The following is a 20902-nucleotide window of genomic DNA, read 5'->3' as shown; positions in this document are numbered from 1 at the left end:
CGGCGTGCTCCGCATTTTGCCCCCGGAAGCCATCGCCACAGCCTCGTTAGGTGCAATGTTCAATCTGGACAAGGGCTGAGTGACAGAAGAATCATGCGTCAAAGCGTCAGATTGGCTCTAAAAATGTTTGACGCAGGCCGTTGCGGGTGGGAGATAGTGTTAGAGCGGGGCCGCCGGGGGCGGTGTGGGCTGTGCGCAGCTGCCGCCTTCGACTTTTCGGTGACGCAATCGGGGGAATTCAGGTGATGGAACAGCAAGCACGCGAGGAATTGCTCGACCGTGGCTATTCGCGGCGGCAGCTGGGCCGCATCGCCGCGCTGGTCGGCGGCGGAATGGCTTTGGCGCAGGTCGCCGGGCAGGCTCAGGCGCAAAGCCAGGCCGCGCGCGGCGTGGCCGGTGCGGTGCGGATCGGCGCCAATGAATGCTGGACCGGCCCGTTCCCGGAAGCGACCGCCGCCGCCGCCCGGATCGTGGCGGAAGGCAACCGTTACGACCCGGACGATCAGCGTGGCATGCTGCTGCGCACCGTGGCGCAGACGGAGGGGCTGCCGGAGGATCGCATCCTGCCATGGCCGGGCTCGGGCGACCCGCTGGTCCGGTCCGTGATCTCGTTCTGCTCGCCCACCCGCGGGCTGGTGACGGCTGATCCCACCTTCGAATCGGCCTGGCGCGCCGCCGCCTGGCTGGAAGCTCCGCTGACCAAGGTACCGTTGGAACCGGGCAAGGGGCTGGACGTGCGCGCGATGCTCGCCGCCGATCCCAATGCCGGCCTGTATTATGTCTGCACGCCCAACAATCCGACAGGCACGGTCACGCCGCTGGCCGACATCGAATGGCTGGCGGCCAACAAGCCGGCCGACTCGGTGATCCTGGTGGATGAGGCCTACATCCACTTCTCGGAAGCGCCGTCCGCCGCCAAGCTTGCCGCCACGCGTGACGACGTGGTGGTGATGCGCACCTTCTCCAAGCTGTTCGGCATGGCCGGCATCCGCCTCGGCCTGACGTTCGCGGCACCGGCGCTGCACGACAAGATGATGCGGTATGACGGGCGGCAGGTGACCGGCACGCTGCCAATCACCGCGCTCGCCTGCGGCAATGCCGCCTACACGCTGGCGCCGCAGATCGCCGCCCGCCGGGCGGCGATGATCGCCAATCGCGAACAGACGATTGCGCGCCTGAATCGCCACGACGTGATCGTGCACGGCGGGTCGGAGGCGAACATGATCATGGTCGACTGGAAGCGCGGCCCGGCGGCCGACATGCAGAAAGCGCTGATGGCGGAGAACATCCAGATCGGCCGTTCGTGGCCCATCTGGCCGAACGTGTCCCGCGTCACCATCGGCTCTGCGGCCGACATGATGGCCTTCAGCAATGCGGTGGACAAGATCATGGCCTGACCTGGCTATGACTGTTTGAACCAAACGTGGCGGGCGGCCGTTGCATGTCTCGTGCAGCTGGCCCCCGCCCTTTCTCGTTCGGTCACGACACCCGCCGCCTGGCGCCCTCGCCGAGTGATCGCCACCCGCGCGGCACTCGGCTTCGCTCATGGCCGCTCGATTGCCGAGCGCGCCGCGAAGTTGGGCATTGAGGTGATGGAGCTTGCGGGAGACCGGCTGAAGCTCGACCTGCCAGACGATCCCCGCCGCGCCTATGTGGAGGCGAAAGCCACTCTGGCGCTGACCGTCGCCTCGCCTTCCAAACGGCGTCTGCAGCCGATCGCGCCCAGTGCCGACTGGCGCGTGGACCTGGCTGAGGGGTGCCCCGCCCATTGCAGCTACTGCTATCTCGCTGGATCGCTGAAGGGCCCGCCGATCACCCGCGTCTACGCCAATCTCGATGAAATTCTCGATGGACTGCCCGCCTATCTGGGGCAGGGCACCATCACCTCGCGCAGCCGCACACGGGCGGGGGAGGGCACCACGTTCGAGGCATCGTGCTACACCGACCCGCTCGCGCTAGAGCCGCTGACCGGATCGCTGTCCGCGACGATTGCCTGGTTCGGCCGCTGGCAGGCTGACGCGCAGCTCCGTTTCACCACCAAGTTCGCCGATGTCGCACCATTGCTGGCGCTGGACCATGGCGGGCGAACACGGATGCGCGCCTCCGTCAATCCGCGCGCCTTCGCCCGGTTCGAAGGCGGCACATCGCCCGTGGCGCAACGCCTCACCGCGCTGGCTGATATGGCGGTCGCCGGATACCCCGTCGGGCTGACGATCGCGCCAATCATCGCCGCACCCGGCTGGCAGCAGGCCTATGGCGAGTTGATCGCCGATGCCGCGGCGGCGCTGGACGGGATTGCCGGGCTGGACCTGACGATCGAGCTCATCACCCACCGGTTCACACCGGGGTCGAAAGCGGTGCTTACGGAATGGTATCCCGGCTCCGCTCTCGACATGACCGAGGCCAATCGCACCACCAAGCGGACCAAGTTCGGCAGCGAGAAGCAGGTCTACGATGCGGCTACCATGCGCGACCTGCGCCGCTTCTTCGAGGGGCGGATCGCCACGGACCTGCCGCAGGCGCGTATCCTCTACTGGACCTGATTGGCCGCCACCCTTATGTGCGGCCCTGCCATGGGCCAATCCCGACCACTGACCTTTGCCGTGCCCAAGGGGCGCATCCTGGAAGAGGCGCTGCCCGTCATGGCGCGCGCCGGCATCGTTCCGGAGGATGCCTTCCATGACAAGGGCAATCGCGCGCTCAGCTTCGCGAGCCAGGACGGCGCAACCAGCATCATCCGCGTGCGCGCGTTCGATGTCGCCACCTTCGTGGCGTTCGGCGCGGCGCATGCGGGGATCGTCGGCTCCGACGTGATCGAGGAGTTCGACTACTCCGAACTCTATGCTCCGGTCGATCTCGCCATCGGCCACTGCCGCCTGTCGGTGGCGGAGCCGCGTGGCGGGGCGCAGGATCTGCCAGGGCGCGCCAGTCACCTGCGCATTGCGACCAAGTACCCCAACATCGCCAGCCGCTGGTTCGAGCGGCGTGGCATCCAGGCGGAATGCGTCAAGCTGAACGGCGCGATGGAGCTTGCCCCGTCGCTGGGTCTCAGCGGCCGGATCGTTGATCTGGTGTCGAGCGGGCGCACGCTGGCCGACAATGGGCTGGTCGAGACTGATCGGATCATGGACGTGTCGGCCCGCCTGATCGTCAATCGCGCCGCGCTGAAGACCGATGCCCGCGTGGCCGATCTGGTCGAGCGTTTCCGGGCACTGACCCTTGTGGCGGAGCCGGCCTGATGCTGCGCCTTCACAGCCAGGCTGCGGATTTCGAGCGGCGTTTCGCCCGGCTGGTCGATGACCGGCGGGAAAGCGAGGGCGACGTCGCCCGCACGGTGACGGACATCCTGCAGGACGTTCGCCTTCGCGGCGATGCGGCGCTGGCGGAATATACGCAGCGCTTCGACCGGCACACGCTGACGGATGATGCCGACTGGCGCATCCCGCCGGAGGATTGCCGGGCGGCGTTCGACGCGCTTGATCCCGATCTGCGCGGCGCGCTGGAACTGGCGGCGGAGCGGATCACCGCCTATCACCGCGACCAGTTACCGGCGGACCGCGACTTCACGGACGATGCGGGCGTCAGGCTCGGCGCGAAATGGTATCCGGTCGATGCCGCCGGCCTGTATGTGCCGGGCGGGCGGGCCGCTTACCCGTCGAGCCTGTTGATGAATGCCATACCGGCGAAGGTCGCCGGGGTGGGGCGGCTCGTGGTGGTGACTCCGACGCCGAAGGGGCAGGGCAATCCGCTGGTGCTGGCCGCCGCGCATCTCGCCGGGGTGGACGAGGTGTGGCGGGTCGGTGGGGCGCAGGCGATCGGGGCGCTAGCCTACGGCACCGACCGGATCGCGCCGGTGGATGCCATCGTCGGGCCGGGCAATGCCTATGTGGCGGAGGCCAAGCGGCAATTGTATGGCGTGGTGGGTATCGACATGGTCGCTGGGCCGTCGGAGATCCTGGTGATCGCCGACGGGCGGAACGATCCCGACTGGATCGCCGCCGACCTGCTGAGCCAGGCGGAGCATGACCCGGCGGCGCAGTCGATCCTGATCACCGACGATGCCGCCTTCGCCGATCTCGTCGCAGATGCGGTGGACGTGCAGTGCAGCCAGCTGGCGACGGAGCGGACCGCGCGCGACAGCTGGAACGCGCATGGCGTGATCATCGTGGTGGACGACCTCGCGGCGGAGGCGCCGGCGCTCGCGAATCGGTTGGCGGCGGAGCATGTGGAGCTGGCCATCGCCGATCCGGAAGCCATGTTCGCCCGGTTGCGGCACGCGGGCAGCGTTTTCCTGGGCCGGTACACGCCGGAGGCGGTCGGCGATTATGTCGCCGGTCCCAATCACGTCCTGCCCACCGGCCGGCGCGCGCGTTTCGCCAGCGGGCTGTCGGTGCTCGATTTCATGAAGCGCACCAGCTTCATCGCGCTTGATGCGGCGGCGTTGGGCCGCATCGGTCCTGCCGCCATCGCCCTTGCCCATGCCGAGGGGCTGCCAGCCCATGCCCGTTCGGTGGAGTTGCGCCTGAAATGAGTTCCCGGTCCAAGTCCGTCGCCCGTTCCGCCGCGCGCCTCGCCGCGGTGCAGGCGCTGTATCAGCGCGAGATGGAAGGGACGATGATCCCGCAGTTGCTGGACGAGTTCCACCAGCACCGCCTGGGCCGCCCGATCGAGGAGGAGCCGATCGCGCAGGCGGAAATGGCGTTCTTCGACGACGTGGTGAAGGGTGCGATCGCCCGCGCGGAGGAGATCGACACGCTGGTGGAAAGCAAGCTGGCGAGCGGCTGGACCATGGCGCGGCTGGACCGCACCATGAAGCAGATCCTGCGTTGCGGCGCCTACGAGCTGCTGGCCCGCCATGATATCGCGGTCGGCACCGTCATCAGCGAGTACCTGGACGTCGCCCACGCCTTCTTCGATGCGCGCGAGGCGAAGTTCGCCAATGGCGTGCTGGATGCCGTGGCCAAGGCGGTGCGCCCCTCCGCCGGCAAGTGAGCCGCGAGGCCGCCTTCATCGAAGGATTGCGCGTGCTGGCCGGGCATCCGGCGGCGCGCGGGCTGGCCGATGATGCGGCCGTGCTGACGGTCGGCGGCGAGACGCTGGTGCTGACGCACGACATGCTGGTGGAAGGCGTGCACGTCCTGCCGGGGCAGGACCCGGCAGATATCGCCTGGAAGCTGGTCGCCACCAATCTGTCGGACCTGGCCGCCAAGGGGACCGAGCCGGTCGGCGTGCTGCTGGGGCACATGCTGGGCGCGGATGATGAGCGATTTCTCGGCGGATTGGCCGAGGTTTTGCGAATTCACAAAGTGCCGCTGCTGGGCGGGGACACGGTCAGCGGCGGCCCCCCGCGCAGTTGGGGGCTGACCGCGATCGGCCGGGCGACCCATTGCCCGGTGCCCGGGCGCGATGGGGCGCAGCCGGGCGACGGGTTGTGGGTCACCGGCACGCTGGGCGCGGCGCTGGCGGGGTTCGAGGCGCTGCGTGATGGCACGGGTGGGGGCACGGGCGCGGACAGCGCCGCATATCGCCGGCCGGTGCCGCTGCTGGCGGAAGGGCGGGCGCTGGCGCCGCTGGTCACGGCGATGATGGACGTGTCGGACGGGTTGCTGCTGGATGCCTGGCGGCTGGCGGAGGCGAGCGGCGTGTCCATCGCCATCGACACGCACGCCGTGCCGATCGCCCTGCCGGACCGGCGCCGGTTGCAGGCGCTGAGCTGGGGCGACGATTACCAATTGCTGTTCACCCTGCCGCCAGGCGCCACGCCGCCGGTCCCCGCCACGCAGGTCGGGCAGGTGGAACAGCGCGGCTTCGTGCCGATGTTCGTGGACGGGCAGCCGGTCGCCAATGCCGGGGGCCTGGGCTGGCAGCACGACTGATTAGCGTGCCAGCTTTTCGCTTGCGCATGACGTTTTAGCCCTTAGCCTCCGCTGTTTGGACCCGGCGACAATGATCGGGCCATCAGGAGAGGATCGCCGATGAACTTGATCGGTATCGCCGTGGCGCTGGGCCTGCTGGCCATTGTCTACGGCTTTTTCACCAGCCGTCAGGTGCTGGGCAGCGCCACCGGAACCGACCGCATGCGGGAGATCGCCGCCGCCATCCAGGAGGGCGCGACGGCATATCTGCGGCGGCAATACACCACCATCGCCGTGGTCGGCGCGGTCATGGCGCTGGTCGTGCTGCTGCTGCTGGGGCCGATCAGCGCGGGTGGTTTCGTGGTGGGGGCGGTGCTGTCGGGCGTCGCCGGATTCATCGGCATGACCATTTCCGTGCGCGCCAATCTGCGCACCGCCGCAGCTGCGGCGACGGGCCTGCAGGAAGGATTGACGCTGGCGTTTCGGTCCGGCGCGATCACCGGCATGCTGGTGGCGGGCCTGGCGCTGCTGGCGATCGCCTGCTTCTTCGGCCTGCTGGTCGGGCCGGTGGGGCTGGCGCCCAACAACCGGCAGGTGGTGGACGCGCTGGTGGCGCTGGCCTTCGGCGCGTCGCTGATCTCCATCTTCGCGCGGCTGGGCGGCGGCATCTTCACCAAGGCGGCCGATGTCGGCGCCGATCTGGTGGGCAAGGTGGAGGCCGGCATCCCAGAGGACGACCCGCGCAACCCCGCCGTGATCGCCGACAATGTGGGCGACAATGTGGGCGATTGCGCCGGCATGGCCGCCGACCTGTTCGAAACCTACGTCGTGACGGTGGGCGCGACCATGGTGCTGACCGCGCTGCTGGTGCGCGATGCGGGCGACCTGCTGCTGCCGCTGATGGCATTGCCGCTGCTGATCGGCGGAGTGTGCATCGTCACCAGCATCATCGGCACCTATGCCGTGCGGCTGGGCAAGAGCGGCAGCCGGGCGACCAATGTGATGGGCGCGATGTACAAGGGGTTCGGCCTGACGGCGTTGCTGTCGATCCCCGCGATCTGGTTCGCCATCAACCTGGCGCTGGGCGGCATGGACGCCGCGATCGGCGGCGACGCGCTGACCATCACCACGCAAGGGGTGGCGCCGGGCGAGCCGATCGACGTGGAGGGCATGGCAGCGCAGGTGCGGCCGTTCACCGGCTGGGCGCTGTTCTGGTGCAGCCTGCTGGGCCTGCTGATCACCGGCGCGATCATCTGGATCACCGAATATTACACCGGCACCGGCTTCCGCCCGGTCCGCTCCATCGCGAAAGCGAGCGAGACGGGGCACGGCACCAATGTGATCCAGGGCCTCGCCATCAGCCTGGAGGCGACCGCGCTGCCCACGCTGGTGATCGTCGCCGGGATCATCGGCGCCTACGAGATCGCCGGCCTGATCGGCATCGCCTATGCCGCGACGGCCATGCTGGCGCTGGCGGGCATGGTGGTCGCGCTGGACGCCTACGGCCCGGTGACCGACAATGCCGGCGGCATCGCCGAGATGGCTGGACTGGACGCCACGGTCCGCGCACGGACCGATGCGCTGGATGCGGTGGGCAACACGACCAAGGCGGTGACGAAGGGATATGCCATCGGGTCGGCCGGGTTGGCCGCGCTGGTCCTGTTCGCCGCCTACACCACCGATCTTGCCGAGTTCTTCCCCGGCCTCGACGTCGATTTCAGCCTGGAGAACCCCTACGTCATCGTCGGCCTGCTGCTGGGCGCGTTGCTGCCATACCTGTTCGGCGCGATGGGCATGACGGCCGTGGGCCGCGCGGCGGGCGACGTGGTGCAGGACGTGCGCGCGCAGTTCGCCGGCAATCCGGGCATCATGGCCGGCACCAGCAAGCCCGATTACGCCCGCACGGTGGACCTGGTGACCAAGGCCGCGATCAAGGAGATGGTCGTGCCCAGCCTGTTGCCGGTGCTGGCGCCGGTGGCGGTGTATTACGGCATCACGTTGGTCGCCGGGCAGCAGAACGGCTTCGCGGCGCTGGGCGCCCTGCTGCTGGGCGTGATCGTCGGCGGGCTGTTCCTGGCGCTGTCGATGACCAGCGGCGGCGGCGCGTGGGACAATGCCAAGAAGTTCATCGAGGACGGCAACCACGGCGGCAAGGGATCGGAGGCGCACAAGGCCGCCGTCACCGGCGACACGGTGGGCGACCCGTACAAGGATACCGCGGGTCCGGCGGTCAACCCGATGATCAAGATCACCAACATCGTCGCGCTGCTGCTGCTGGCGGCGCTGGCCGGCTGAAAGTTGGACGGCACAGGGAAAGGAGGGGGCCCGCGTAACGGTTTGTGACACCGCGCTGCAATAAAGTTGACTAGCCATGGCGTGCCGCGCATCTGCGACGGACGATGGCCAGCTTTGACTCCAGACGACCCACGCCCGAACAACTTGTGGCGGAATTGACGCTGCTGCTGGACCTGGAACCCCGCGGGGGTGATCGCTTCATCGGCCGGCGGCAGCCCGACGCGGCGGGCCGGGTGTTCGGCGGGCAGGCGATCGCGCAGGCGCTGGGCGCCGCCCGGCGGACCGTACCCGAAAGCAGGATGGCCAATTCGCTGCACGCCTATTTCCTGCGCGCCGGCACGGACCAGCACCCGATCGAGTTCCGGGTGAAGCGTGATCTGGATGGCAACAGCTTTTCCAACCGCCGCGTCGTCGCCAGCCAGCAGGGCCAGCCGATCCTGACGCTGCTCGTCTCCTTCCAGGAGGCGCAGGACGGGCCGTCGCACCAATGGGCGGAGATGCCCGACGTGCCCCCGCCCGAGGAGCTGGTGTCCGACGCGCAGATCCGGCGCGAAGTGGCCGAACAATTGCCCGAAGGGCTGGCCAAGCAGTTCATGATCCGCAGCCGGCCGATCGATTTCCGGTCGGTGGAACCGCGCGACTGGCTGGACCCGCAGAAGCGGGCGCCGGTGGCGCATGTCTGGTTCCGCACGGTCGCGCCGCTCCCCGACGGGCGCCCCGTGCACAATGCGGTGCTGGCTTATGCCAGCGATTTCCAGCTGCTGTCGACCGCGCTGCAACCCCACGGCCTCAGCTTCCCGCGAGGCGACGTGAAGGCGGCGAGCCTGGACCATGCATTGTGGTTCCATGGCGAGTTCCGGGCGGACGACTGGCTGCTCTACGTGATCGAGAGCCCGTGGTCCGGCGCGGCGCGCGGTTTCGGCCGGGGGCGCATCTTCACCCGCGACGGGCGCCTGGTGGCGAGTGTCGCGCAGGAAGGAATGGTGCGGCTGGCGTGAGGAAGGTGTGCCTTCCCGTGAGCCGGTGCCGCGTTCCATCATGAAGCCCCACGTTCGCGCCATGGTCGCTGCCGCGACCTTCGCCTCCGTCACCGGCAGGAAGGTTGCCGGCATCTACGACCATGCGGCCGGGCACGACCGGCGCATCGCGGCCGAATGCCGCGGCGACCGGTTGCAGGGTTTCGACGGGGATCGTTCCGCCGGGTTCGGTGGTACTCTGCCGGAAATCTACAGCACGGAGGAGGTGACCTTCGTCTCCTTCGTGCGCGAAGGCGATCGGGTGACCGGCCACGATCGCGGATCGGGCACTTCGTTCGAGGCGCGGGTCGCCGACGGCATGGTCCAGGTCTACGACCATGGGGCGGGCGCCTGGTTCAGCTACGACGTGCAGGACGCGGCGGCGGCGCAGAGCTACCACCGCCGCTGAGCGTTACCGGCAGGGACCGGTGGCGACCCCCTGCCGCGTCTGGGTGATCGGCTGCATCGTGCCATCGCCGTTGTAGACGATGCGTTCCGCCGCCACGGACCGGCGATATTGCGAGCCCGGCTTGCCGTCGATCGTCAGCAGCCCGTTGTGGTAGAAGAAGTACCACTCGCCCTTGAACTGCTCGATCCCGGCATGGATGGTGAAGCTGTTCTCCGCCTCCCCGGTCAATTCCCCGCGATAGGTCCATGGGCCAGCCATGGAGGGGGCGGTGGCGTAGGAGATGCGCTCGTTCTTCTGCTCCGGCTCCTTGATGGAGGCGTAGGTGAGGTAATACAGGTCGCCGCGCTTGTGCAGCCACGGCCCCTCCAGGTAATTGGTGAGGTGCAGTTCCTGCGGCGGGCCGTCCAGCTCGATCATGTTGGGCTTCAGCTTCGCCAGGTACAGGTTGGAATTGCCCCAGGCGAGGTACGCCGTACCGTCATCGTCGACCAGCACGGTGGGGTCGATATCGCTCCAGGTGCGCCAGGTGTCCTTGTTGTCCAGCACCAGCGCGGACCCGCGGGCATCGGTGAACGGGCCCAGCGGGCTGTCGCCGACCGCCACGCCGATGGCCTTGCCGCCATGGGGCTTCGCATGCTGCGCGGTGACGTAGAAGTAGTACCTGCCGCCGTGCTCGACCATCTGGGATGCCCATGCCTCCCCGGTGGACCAGGTGAAGTCGGTCGGTTTCATGAAGGCGCCGTGATCGGTCCAGGTCTTCATATCGGTGGTGGAGTAGGCGACCCATTCGTCGATGCGGAAGTGCTCCTCCCCATTGTCGTGGCCCGCGTAGAGGTACAGGCGGTCACCCGTTACCAGCGGGGCGGGGTCGGCGGTCCAGCGGTTGCGGAACAGCGGGTTGCAGCCGTCGGCGGCGGCCAGCGGCGTGGCGCCTTGCGGCCCGCTCGGCGCGCAGCCGGTGAGGGCGAGCGTGGCGGCGGTGGCGGCAAGGGCGGCGCGGCGGATCATGGCAGTCTCCCGGGTCAGCGTTTTGTCTGACATAAACGGGAGCGGCGCGGCCTGTCACCCCCGCGGGTGGTAGAAATCGTACACCGCCTGCGCCACCGCCGCGCTGACGCCGGGCGCGCGCTGCAGGTCCTCCAGCCCCGCCGCGCGGACCTTGCCGGCGGTGCCGAAATGGAGGAGCAGCGCGCGCTTGCGGGCGGGGCCGATGCCGGGGATCTCGTCCAGCGGGCTGGCGGTGATGGCGCGGCTGCGCTTCTCCCGATGGGCGCCGATGACGTAGCGGTGCACCTCGTCCCGCAGGCGCTGGAGGTAGAACAGCAGTGGCGAATTGACCGGCAGCATCTTTTCCCGCCCGTCTGGGAAGTGGAACACCTCCCGCCCTTCGCGCCCGTGGTGCGGGCCCTTGGCGATCGCGATCAGCGGCACGTCCTCGATCCCCAATTCCTCCAGCGCGTCGCGGACGGAGGACATCTGCCCCTTGCCGCCGTCAATCAGCACAAGATCGGGCCACATCCCGCTGTCGCGGTCCGGGTCCTCCTCTAGCGCGCGGGCGAAGCGGCGGCCCATGACCTCGCGCATCATGGCAAAGTCGTCGTTCGTCTGCGCGCTGCGGATATTGAACTTGCGGTACTGGTTCTTGAGATAGCCGGTTGGCCCGGCGACAATCATCGCGCCGACCGCCTTGGTGCCCTGGATGTGGCTGTTGTCGTAGACCTCGATCCGCTGCGGCACATCGGGCAGCTCCAGGAACTCGGTGAGGTCCGCCATCAGCCTGGCCTGCGTGCCGGTTTCCGCCATGCGGCGGTCGAGCGCCTCCTCCGCATTGCGGCGGGCCTGTTCCATCAGCCGGCGGCGGTCGCCCCGCTGCGGAATGCTGAGCTCCACCCGGCGGCCGGCGAGGGCGCCCAGCGCCTCCTCCAGCACTTCACGCTCCGGCAGTTCGCGATCGACCAGGATGGTGGGCGGCGGCGGCACCTCCTCGTAGAACTGCGCCAGCACGCGCGACAGGATCTCCTCCTCGCTCACCTCCGCCGTGTGGCTGGGGAAGAAGGCGCGGTGGCCCCAGTTCTGCCCGCCGCGGATGAAGAAGCCCTGCACGGCGACATGCCCGCCCTTGCATGCCAGCGCGAACACGTCCGCATCGCCGACCCCGCCGGCATTGATCGCCTGCGTGCCCTGGATGAAGGTCGCCGCGCGCAACCGGTCGCGCAGCATGGCGGCGCGTTCGAAGTCGAGCGCCTCCGCCGCCTCGGCCATCTGCGCCTCGATCTTCTTCTGCACCGCGCCCGACCGGCCGCCGAGGAAGTCCTTCGCCTCCTGGATCAGCTCGCCATAACCCGCCTTGTCGATGCGGCCCACACAGGGCGCCGAGCAGCGCTTGATCTGGTAGAGCAGGCAGGGCCGGTCGCGGCGGGCGAAGAAGCTGTCGGTGCAGCTGCGCAGCAGGAACAGCTTCTGCAGCGCGTTGATGGTGGTGTTGACGCTGCCCGCGCTGGCGAAGGGGCCGTAATATTGGCCCTGCATCTTGCGCGCGCCGCGGTGTTTCTGGATGCGCGGGAAGTCATGCCCGGCGCGCAGCAGGATGAAGGGGAAGCTTTTGTCGTCGCGCAGCAACACGTTATAGGGCGGGCGGAACCGCTTGATGAGCTGCGCTTCCAGCAGCAGCGCCTCTGCCTCCGAGTTCGTGGTCACGATCTCCATGCTGCGCGTCTGGCCGACCATGCGGCGCAGGCGGTTGGAGAGGCCGGCGATCTGCGTGTAATTGGCGACGCGGTTCTTCAGCGCGCGCGCCTTGCCGACATACAGCACCTCCCCCCGGGCATCGAGCATGCGGTACACGCCGGGCTTGGGCTTCAGCGTGCGGACCGTCTCCCTAATGGCGGCGACGCCCGTCTCCAGATCGGGCTGGGCGGAGGAGACGGTGTAGGCGGCGCGATCTTCGTTGAAGCGGGCCGAACCGCGGGGATCGTGGGGGGTACCGGCAGGCGTACGGGACATGGGGGGCAGATAGGGCCTGCCGCCCCGCCATGGAAGCGGGCGCGGCAGGCGGATGCGGCGATCAGAACAGCTTGCGCAATTCGATCTCGAACCGGCGGCCGATCGGATCGACCAGGAACGGCTGGTAGCGGATCGGCACGACCCCATCGTCGTTAGTGACCCGCTGACGGGCGTCGAAGATGTTGTCGATGCTGAACGACACGCGCACATTCTCCAGCAGCGGAACGTTCTCGGTCAGGTTGCCGCGTTCGTTCATGTTGACGAAGGTACGCAGGCTGAACGTGGCGTAATCGTTGAACAGCAGGTCGGTCCCGCCCGCCGCGGCGCTGCCGCGCAGCCGGTTGGAGCCGATATATTCGGCCTGCAGGAAGCCGCCCATGCCGCGATAGAACAGGCCGCCACGCGCGCGGACCCGATGGCGCGGATTGCCGTCACCGGACAATGCCTCCCCATTCAGGAGGTCGAGCACCGGTCCACCTTCCGCGACGAGCACCTCGTTTTCGATCTCGTAGGTGTAATCGACGTTCAGGTTCCAGCGACCCTGACCGTTGTTGCCGCCGCCGAAGGGACCGCCACCGCGTCCACCACCGCCGGGGCCGCCCGGACCGGCCCCCGGTCCGCCGCCCGGACCCGCACCGCCCGGAGGAGGCGCGCCGGCGGGGCCACCTGTCTGCGGGGCCGCGCCGCCGGCGGCCGCCGGCCGGGGCCGATCCCGGTCCCGGTCCTCCGGCTCTTCCGGCGTGGTCGGGGCGCCGGCGCCACCGGACGCCGCCTGCCCTTCGGCCCCCGCCGGGCGACCGAACGGCGCCTCCCGACTGCAGAACCGTTCGCGGAAGGTTTGCAGGCGTTCGGGTGCGATCTGCCCGTCCGGTCCGCGCAGCCGCTGCTGCAATCCTTCGGGCAGGACCGAAATGTCGGCGGCGGCGCTGACCGCCGGATCGCTGCTGCAGAAGGTCTGACGGAAGGCGGCGACCTGCTGGCGCTGCTCCGGCGTCAGGTTGGCGCCGAAGCCGCCCGGCCGGCGACCCTGCCCGTCGGGCGTACCGCCCGCCGGGGCGGATGGCGCCTGCGCGGGCGCGGCATTGCCGCCGGGCGCACCGCCGCCGGGCCGCAGGGCAGACCGCAGCGGATCCCGCGATTGCCGGGCTGCCTGCTGTTCGGGCGTGAATGGATCACCCAGCGGCCCAGACAGGTTGAAGCCCACGCGAATGCGGCGCGCCTTCTGTTCGGCGAAGGTGACAGGGCGCTGGTCGACGGAGATCAGCCGGCCGTCGGCGTCGCGGATGACCCGTCCGGGGAAGGCCGCCTCGATCGTCGGGGTCAGCACGGGGAAGCCCTGCGCCACATCTTCCGACTTGGTGTCGATATATTCGAGCTCGACATTGGAGCGTTCCAGGAACGGCAGCTGCCAGTTGACGCCGATGTTCCAATCGCTCTGCTGCTGTTCGGGCAGGGTGGGATTGCCGCCGCTGATGACCGTCGCCAGCACGGTTTGCCCGGTGTTGAAGTCGAAGATCGACACGTTGGGTGTCTCGATCGTCGGATTGCCGAGCTGCGCCAGGGAGGGTGCCTGTTCACGCCCGACGCGGGTGGCGCGGAAGGTCAGCGTGTCGGTCACGCCCCAGATCAGCCCCGCCGACCAGTCGGTCAGGGTGCCGAAGTCCGACAGGTGATCGACCCCGCCCGTCAGGTTCAGCGACAGATTGCCGACATCGGCCAGGAAGTCGTCGCGCACGCTGGTCAGCGGCACGCTGACGCTGATCCCGCCATTGACGTTGCCGCGCGTCAGCCGGGCATCTTCGTTGATGGAGCGGGTGTCTTCCCGCGTCAGGCGCGTCCAGTCGTAACCGGCATCCAGCGTCACCGACAGCTCCCCCGCGGGCAGCAGCAAGGGGCGGCCATTGGCGGTGATCTTGCTGGACAGGGTATCGGTGGTGCTGTCCGCCCGGTCGAAGCCCGCATCGGGCAACTGGCCGAGATCGCCGGTGATCGGCAGCGTGCCCGCCGCAGCCGCCGCCACTAGCCCGGACGTATCCGCCCGGCGCGCGGTCAGCGTGCGCTGATCCTGCCGGCTGGCATCGACGGTGCCGGTCAGCTGCCATTCCTCCACCGTGGCGTTCAGCGCGCTGGCGACCGAGTAGGTGGTGGTGCGCCGGTCCACCGTGCGTGGATCCTCCTCCCCCAGCACACGCAAGGCGGTCGCTCCCGAAGGATCAGCCAGCGTGACGGTGTCGAGGCCCTGCAGGCTGAGCGAATCGTCGCGTTCAACGGTGCCGTTGACGCTGAGCGAGGTGCCGGCATCGTCCAGCCGGGTGGTCCAGTTGACCGTGCCTTCCAGCCCGGCCGTGTCGCTGACGAGGCTGCGGTAACGGGCCTGATCCGGGTCGCCCGGCACGGTGGACACGCTGCCGACCGCCTGCAGCACGCCGCGTTCCGCCTCCGTCAGGATGCTGCTGTTGTTCCAGCGCAGGTTGACGTTGAAGCGGCTGGGGCCGCTGATGCGGAGCAGGGTGGCCTCCACCTCCTGCGTGGAGAAGCCGCCATCCCAGGGCTGGCCGTATTCCGCCTCGATCTCCCGACTGGCGTAATTGCTCTTCAGGATGATGTTCACGACGCGCTGGTCCGCCGAATAGCCATAGCGCTGGGCGACGGATTCGGGGAACACCTCCACCTTCTCGATCGCCTCGGGCGGGTAGGACCTGAGTTCGCGGAAGCTGGCGATGCGCACGCCGTTGACCAGGATCACCGGGCGCCCGTCACCCCGGCCGCTGCCGCTGGTGACCTGCGGGGCGAGCAGTTCCAGCAATTCGTCGATGGAGCCGGCGCCGTAGCTGGCGATATCCTCCTCCCCCAGTTCCAGCAGCGGGGGTTCAGGCGCGTCGACCTGGCCGCGCAGGGAACGGGCGAAGACGATGATCTCGTTCGCCGCCTCGTCCACCACGGCGCCGCCCGGCGTCGCCTGTTCCCCGCCTTCGGCCGGGGTTTGTTGCGCCAGCACGGCGGTCGCGGGAAAGACGGCCAGGACCGCGGCAAGGGTCAGCAGGCTGGGCGGCAGATGGCGCAAAGTCGATGGTCCTCATGTGGGCGTGTTGTTCAGGCCCCCCAACGCGCTTCTTGCGACAACGGGTTGTGCGGGCAAGCAGCGGCCGGTATCAATGTGTCGCACCTGTTGCAGGTATGTCGCGCGGGCTGTCGCAACGATGGCCGGCGGGCTTCCCTTTTGTGCGGGCAACCGCTATGGGCCGCGACCATGATCAATCAAAGCATCGCAGCCTGAGCCCGCATGGCGAAGGAAGAACTGCTGGAAATGCGCGGCCGGGTGGTCGAACTGCTGCCCAACGCCATGTTCCGGGTCGAGCTGGAAAACGGCCACGAAGTGCTGGGCCACACCGCCGGCCGCATGCGCAAGAACCGCATCCGCGTGCTGGTGGGGGACGAGGTCCTGTGCGAGCTGACCCCGTATGACCTGACCAAGGCGCGCATCACCTACCGCTTCATGCCCGGTCGCGGCGGCCCCGGCCTCGCCTGAGGCCGCGCTGGTGGCCGAGGCACAGGGTGCCGCATCGGCCCCAATCCCTTTGATCGGCGCCCCGTCGCTGATCCTGGCATCCGCCAGCCCGCGCCGGCGCGAATTGCTGGCCCGGCTGGGGATCGCGCCCGCGCGGGTCGCCGCTGCCGATATCGACGAGACGCCGCAACCCGGCGAACTGCCGCGCTCGCACGCCTTGCGGCTGGCGCGGGGCAAGGCGCTGGCCCTGGCGGGCGAGGCCGGCGGCGCGCATGTGCTGGCCGGCGACACGGTGGTCGCGGTCGGCCGGCGCATCCTGCCCAAGGCGGAGGATGCGGCAACGGCAGAGGGGTGCCTTCGCCTGCTGTCCGGCCGGCGGCATCGCGTGTTCTCCGCCATCGCGCTGCTGGCGCCCGACGGGACGATGCGCGAGCGGGTGAGCGAGACGCAGCTCCGCTTCAAGCCGCTGACCGATGCGGAGATCGCCGCCTATGTCGCCGGGGGCGAGTGGGCGGGCAAGGCCGGCGGCTACGCCATCCAGGGCAGTGCGGAGGCGTTGATCGCGTGGATGGCGGGCAGCCATTCGGGCGTGATCGGGCTCCCCTTGTTCGAGACCCGCGCGCTGCTGAAGGCGGCCGGGTTCCCGCTTGGCTGAGTGGCTGGTCGAGCAGGGGATCGCGGAGGAGCGCGCGATCCTGCTGGCGGATGACGAGGTGCGCGCCGCCGCCTGGCGGTGGGACGATGGCCTGCAGGCCGGATTGGTCGCCGACGCGGTGCTGGTCCACCGGACGAAGGGCGCGCGCCGCGGCACCGCCCGCTTCGCCGATGGGGCGGAGGCGCTGGTCGATCGCCTGCCCGCCGACGCGGCGGAGGGCGCGACGATCCGGCTGGAAGTGACGCGCCCCGCCATGGGAGAACGAGGCCGGACCAAGCTTGCGCGGGCGCGGCCGAGCGATCTGGCGGTGCGGCCGGCGCCGACGCTGGCACGGCAACTTGGCGGACGGATCGTGCACCGCTTCCCCGCAGGGCTGTGGGACGAATTGCTGGCCGAAGCGTTTGCGGGCGAGGTCGGCTTCGCGGGTGGATCGCTGGTGCTCTACGCCACGCCGGCCATGGTGCTGGTGGACGTGGACGGCACGCTGCCGGCGTTGGCGCTGGCACAAGGCGCGGTGGCGCCGCTGGCCGCCACGCTGCACCGGCTGGATCTCGGCGGGCCGGTCGGCATCGACTTCCCCAGCCTGGACGCCAAGGCGGATCGTCGGATGGTGGACGAGGCGCTGGGCGTGGCGCTCGCCGACTGGCCGCATGAACGCACCGCCGCCAATGGCTTCGGCTTCGTGCAGATCGTGTCGCGGCTGGTCCGCCCGTCGCTGCTGCACCGCGCGCAATTGCAGCCGGCGCAGAGTGCCGCCCGCTGGCTGCTGCGGCGGGCGGAAGTGGCGGGTGAGGGCGGCATGGCGGGCGGGGTGGTGCAGCTTGCCTGCCATCCGGCGGTCGCGGCGCAATTGCAGCCGGATTGGCTGGCGGAGCTGGCGCGGCGCAGCGGGCGGCGGGTGGAGGTGGCGCCCGATCCGCGGCTTGCCATCGGGGCGCCGCATGCCCAGATCATCACTCGATGACCCGTTCCTGCCCCATCTGCGGCAAGCCCCGTAGCGAGACGCATACGCCGTTCTGTTCCACCCGCTGCCGCGACCGCGACCTCGCGCAATGGTTCAACGACGGCTATGCCGTGCCCGGCCGCCCTGCCACGCCGGAGGAGATCGCGGGCGAGGGCTGAGGGTGGTCGAAAAGGCGCTTGCCAAGCCGCCGACCCTCCGCCATAGCGCCGCCTCCAACGCCGGTCCGCCTGCCATGCGCGGGGGCATCTGCCTGACCGGTTGGACCCTGCCCGGGTAGCTCAGTTGGTAGAGCATGCGACTGAAAATCGCAGTGTCGGCGGTTCGAATCCGTCCCCGGGCACCATTTCCCGTCCCGGAATGTCCCAGATCTGGCGCGAAAGCTTGCCTGTTTGCCGGTCACACCTCAGCGACAGTTCAGAGCAATCCATATTATTCCGGACTGTTCCGGAGCACGTTGAGGGCATTGACAGGGCACCCGATTACCTGACCGGGGCACCGGAGACTGAGCGCACCGGAGTGCCGATACCTCCATATAGTGCGCCCGACACCCCGCCCAATGAAGATACTTGTGCAACCATCTAAGTCTGCGCAACGTATCTGATGATTGAACCAACCCGCATCGATACCGAGGCATGCTGCAATGCTGACGGGACATACTCTCGCTGATAGATACGGCACCCTGCTAGCGGTGGATTCGCACATCTGCGAGATCATGCAGCGGGAGGAGCACGAACTCATCGGCGTGGGCTTCCAGGCTTTGACGCACCCTGATGATTGCGTCCGCAGTACCATTGTCGTCTCCAGCCTCCGCCTGGGTGAAGGACCGTCTGTTCTACGCAAGCGGTATATGCGGCCAGATGGCACCTCGATCTGGGCGACCGTGCAGGCGTCACGGTTGCACGCACAGGATGGCGGAAAGATTGTCGCCACCATCCAACTGGCCGATGCGGGGCAGCTCAGGCGCAATCCGAAGGGTTTGATGGAGGCGGCGCGGCTCGAAGACAGCTACCTGCAGCGGCGGCGCTTGCAGTTCGGGGAAGACCTATTCTCCGACTTTCCCTGGCTTATCCTGCTACAAATCTACCTAGCGGAAGCCGAGGGAAAGAGCGCGACGATCAGGTCGATCAGTGATGGCGCCGCCATGCGCCCGTCGCTGGTCACCAGCCAGCTTGTTGTGCTGGAGCACAAGCGCTTGATCGAGCCGCCGCGCTCCTCTGACGAACCGCTTCAGCTCACGGATCGGGCATGGAAGAAGATCGAGCATCTCCTCGACAGGAGCGTCGGCGACTGAGGATCATCGTGGTTGGCTCGGCTTGCCAGCAAACGGGGTTGTGGAATGCTCCGACAGCAGGTCAGCTTGGCCCATGCCGGTTCCGAGTTGCACTTGAGTCAGAGCCGTTCGCGGACGCCGCCGATGATCTGCCGTGCGGTGTCGGCCAGCACCCGCGCCGTGCCGCGATCACCCTTAGCCATGGAGGACAGGAAGCCCTTCGCCTGTTCCAGCGTGACATGCGGCGGTAGCGGGGCGATATCCGGATCGGTCTTGACCTCGATCACCACCGGACGGTCGGCCGCGAGCGCACGGTCCCAGGCGTCGCCCAACTCTTCCGGATGGTCCACGAAGATGCCGGTCAGCCCGAGCATCTCCGCGAAGCGTGCGTAGGGCACGTCGGGCAGCGACTGGGTTGTGGGGAAGCGCGGATTGCCTTCCATGACGCGCTGTTCCCAGGTCACTTCGTTCAAGTCCTCGTTGTTGAAGACGCAGACGATCAGCCGCGGGTCGGCCCAGCGCCGCCAGTATTTCTGCACGGTGATGAGTTCGGCCATGTTGTTCATCTGCATGGCGCCATCACCGACCAGCGACACCACGGGGCGGGTCGGGTGGGCGAACTTGGCGGCGATGGCATAGGGCACGGCGGCGCCCATCGACGCAAGGCCGCCCGACAGCGATCCGCGCTGCCCCTGCTTCACCTGCCAGTCGCGCGCGTACCAGTTGGCGCAGGAGCCGGAATCGGAGGTCACGATCGCGTCGGCCGGCAGGCGGGGCGACATCTCGTACACGACGCGCTGCGGATTGACGGGTGATGCCTCCGCCATGGCGCGGCCTTTCAGTGTTTCGCGCCAGTCCGCCATTCCGGCGACGATCCCGTCCTGCCAGCCGCGATCTTCCTGCCGGTTCAGCAGCGGCAGCAGCGCGCGCAGCGTCTCCCCGGCATCGCCGTGCAGATTGACTTCCACCGGGTAGCGCAGGCCGAGCATCTCTGGCGCGATGTCGATCTGTACCGCACGGGCCTGCCCGTCCGTGGGCAGGAACTCCGCCCATGGGAAACCCGTGCCGACCATCAGCAGCGTATCGCAGCCTTCCATCATGTCCGACGATGGCCTGGTGCCGAGCAGCCCGATCGCACCGGTGACGAAGGGCAGGTCGTCCGGCAGCACATCCTTGCCGAGCAGCGCCTTGGCGACACCCGCGCCCAGGCGGTCGGCCACGGCGACGACCTCCTCCGCCGCGTTGCGCGCGCCGGCACCGATGACGATCGCGACCTTGGAGCCCGCATTCAGCACCTCCGCGGCACGGCGCAGGTCCGCCTGCTGCGGCACCACGCGCGGCGGCGAGTAGCCGGGGCCGGAGCGGGTGAAGCCGTGAGCGCGCTGCGGCTCCTCGTAAGGCTCGCCCTGCAGGTCCTTGGGCAGGATCAGGACCGCGATGCCGTTCCGCGCACGGGCGATCCGCAGCCCGCGATCGACCAGATGGCGGAGCTGCGCTGGCGCCACCGCCTCCTGCACAAAGTCGGCGACGTCGGCGAACATGCGATCGAGGTTCAGCTCCTGCTGGTAGCTTGCGCCCCGTACCGTCCGTTCCGCCTGCCCGGAGATGGCGAGCACGGGGACATGGTCGCTTTTTGCATCGTAGAGGCCGGTGATGAGGTGCGTGGCACCCGGGCCGCCGGTCGACAGGCAGACGCCGATCTCGCCGGTGAACTTGGCGTGGGCCGTCGCCATGAAGGCCGCCATCTCCTCGTGGCGCACCTGGATGAACTCGATACCGGCGTCCGTCCCCTCGACGCGCTGGAGCGCTCCCAGCACGCCGTTGATGCCGTCACCGGGATAGCCGTAGATGCGGGTGACACCCCAGGCCCGCAGGCGTTCGACGAAGAAGTCGCTGGTAAGCTGAGCCATGGGTGCTCCTTGTGTGG

General features: G+C 68.7%; 18 protein-coding genes and 1 tRNA gene. 15 read left to right on the top strand and 4 right to left on the bottom strand.

Going from position 1 to position 20902, the window contains the following annotated elements; genetic code table 11:
• Nucleotides 1-245: 245 nt before the first annotated feature.
• From V5740_RS07360 to V5740_RS07320, 9 genes are all read left to right on the top strand, one after another.
• Nucleotides 246-1397, top strand: a complete 1152-nt coding sequence (locus V5740_RS07360; protein WP_347301854.1) for a pyridoxal phosphate-dependent aminotransferase — start codon at nt 246-248, stop codon at nt 1395-1397.
• Between the two features lie 51 nt (nt 1398-1448).
• On the top strand, nt 1449-2543 hold the full coding sequence (locus V5740_RS07355) for a spore photoproduct lyase family protein (protein ID WP_347301853.1): 1095 nt from the start codon (nt 1449-1451) through the stop codon (nt 2541-2543).
• A gap of 30 nt (nt 2544-2573) precedes the next feature.
• Nucleotides 2574-3239: an ATP phosphoribosyltransferase gene (gene hisG, locus V5740_RS07350; protein WP_347301852.1), complete on the top strand. Its 666-nt coding sequence runs from the start codon at nt 2574-2576 to the stop codon at nt 3237-3239.
• Complete coding sequence (gene hisD / locus V5740_RS07345; RefSeq protein ID WP_347301851.1) at nt 3239-4531, top strand: histidinol dehydrogenase; 1293 nt, start codon at nt 3239-3241, stop codon at nt 4529-4531. The genes hisG and hisD overlap by 1 nt, the downstream gene beginning before the upstream one ends.
• The gene (nusB, locus tag V5740_RS07340; RefSeq protein WP_347301850.1) at nt 4528-4992 is read left to right on the top strand and encodes a transcription antitermination factor NusB; all 465 of its coding nucleotides are present in this window, start codon (nt 4528-4530) and stop codon (nt 4990-4992) included. Before hisD ends, nusB begins: the two co-directional genes overlap by 4 nt.
• Nucleotides 4989-5876, top strand: a complete 888-nt coding sequence (thiL, locus tag V5740_RS07335) for a thiamine-phosphate kinase (protein WP_347301849.1) — start codon at nt 4989-4991, stop codon at nt 5874-5876. The genes nusB and thiL overlap by 4 nt, the downstream gene beginning before the upstream one ends.
• Nucleotides 5877-5975: 99 nt before the next feature.
• The gene (locus V5740_RS07330; RefSeq protein WP_347301848.1) at nt 5976-8150 is read left to right on the top strand and encodes a sodium-translocating pyrophosphatase; all 2175 of its coding nucleotides are present in this window, start codon (nt 5976-5978) and stop codon (nt 8148-8150) included.
• A 104-nt stretch (nt 8151-8254) separates the two neighbouring features.
• A complete protein-coding gene (locus V5740_RS07325) occupies nt 8255-9148 on the top strand; it encodes an acyl-CoA thioesterase II (protein ID WP_347301847.1) in 894 nt (297 codons plus the stop codon).
• Between the two features lie 40 nt (nt 9149-9188).
• A complete protein-coding gene (locus V5740_RS07320) occupies nt 9189-9575 on the top strand; it encodes a hypothetical protein (RefSeq protein ID WP_347304404.1) in 387 nt (128 codons plus the stop codon).
• Nucleotides 9576-9578: 3 nt separating this feature from the next.
• On the opposite strand, the gene V5740_RS07315 is transcribed toward V5740_RS07320, so the two are convergent.
• From V5740_RS07315 to V5740_RS07305, 3 genes are all read right to left on the bottom strand, one after another.
• Nucleotides 9579-10583, bottom strand: coding sequence for a glycoside hydrolase family 43 protein (locus tag V5740_RS07315; RefSeq protein ID WP_347304403.1), 1005 nt, complete (start codon nt 10581-10583; stop codon nt 9579-9581).
• Nucleotides 10584-10637: 54 nt separating this feature from the next.
• Nucleotides 10638-12578 carry an excinuclease ABC subunit UvrC gene (gene uvrC, locus V5740_RS07310; RefSeq protein ID WP_347304402.1) on the bottom strand — a complete coding sequence of 647 codons (1941 nt, stop codon included), beginning with the start codon at nt 12576-12578 and terminating at the stop codon, nt 10638-10640.
• A gap of 61 nt (nt 12579-12639) precedes the next feature.
• On the bottom strand, nt 12640-15642 hold the full coding sequence (locus V5740_RS07305) for a hypothetical protein (RefSeq protein ID WP_347304401.1): 3003 nt from the start codon (nt 15640-15642) through the stop codon (nt 12640-12642).
• 219 nt (nt 15643-15861) lie between these two features.
• On the opposite strand from V5740_RS07305, the gene infA reads away from it, so the two are divergent.
• From infA to V5740_RS07275, 6 genes are all read left to right on the top strand, one after another.
• Nucleotides 15862-16107 (top strand): translation initiation factor IF-1, encoded by a 246-nt coding sequence (infA, locus tag V5740_RS07300; protein WP_347304400.1) that lies wholly within the window; start codon nt 15862-15864, stop codon nt 16105-16107.
• Nucleotides 16108-16159: 52 nt separating this feature from the next.
• Complete coding sequence (locus V5740_RS07295; RefSeq protein ID WP_347304467.1) at nt 16160-16741, top strand: nucleoside triphosphate pyrophosphatase; 582 nt, start codon at nt 16160-16162, stop codon at nt 16739-16741.
• Nucleotides 16734-17705 carry a ribonuclease gene (locus V5740_RS07290; protein ID WP_347304399.1) on the top strand — a complete coding sequence of 324 codons (972 nt, stop codon included), beginning with the start codon at nt 16734-16736 and terminating at the stop codon, nt 17703-17705. The genes V5740_RS07295 and V5740_RS07290 overlap by 8 nt, the downstream gene beginning before the upstream one ends.
• Nucleotides 17702-17863: a DNA gyrase inhibitor YacG gene (gene yacG, locus V5740_RS07285; RefSeq protein ID WP_347304398.1), complete on the top strand. Its 162-nt coding sequence runs from the start codon at nt 17702-17704 to the stop codon at nt 17861-17863. The genes V5740_RS07290 and yacG overlap by 4 nt, the downstream gene beginning before the upstream one ends.
• A 109-nt stretch (nt 17864-17972) precedes the next feature.
• Nucleotides 17973-18048, top strand: a tRNA-Phe gene (locus V5740_RS07280).
• 297 nt (nt 18049-18345) lie between these two features.
• Nucleotides 18346-18996 carry a PAS domain S-box protein gene (locus V5740_RS07275; protein WP_347304397.1) on the top strand — a complete coding sequence of 217 codons (651 nt, stop codon included), beginning with the start codon at nt 18346-18348 and terminating at the stop codon, nt 18994-18996.
• A gap of 98 nt (nt 18997-19094) precedes the next feature.
• Here V5740_RS07275 and V5740_RS07270 read toward each other — a convergent pair whose 3' ends face one another.
• The gene (locus V5740_RS07270; protein ID WP_347304396.1) at nt 19095-20885 is read right to left on the bottom strand and encodes a thiamine pyrophosphate-requiring protein; all 1791 of its coding nucleotides are present in this window, start codon (nt 20883-20885) and stop codon (nt 19095-19097) included.
• Nucleotides 20886-20902: the final 17 nt, after the last annotated feature.

The sequence above is a fragment of the Croceibacterium sp. TMG7-5b_MA50 genome, from assembly GCF_039830145.1.
GTDB lineage: Bacteria > Pseudomonadota > Alphaproteobacteria > Sphingomonadales > Sphingomonadaceae > Croceibacterium.
The sequence above is the reverse complement of the archived record's forward strand: the minus strand, read 5'-3'. Positions and strand labels throughout refer to the sequence as shown.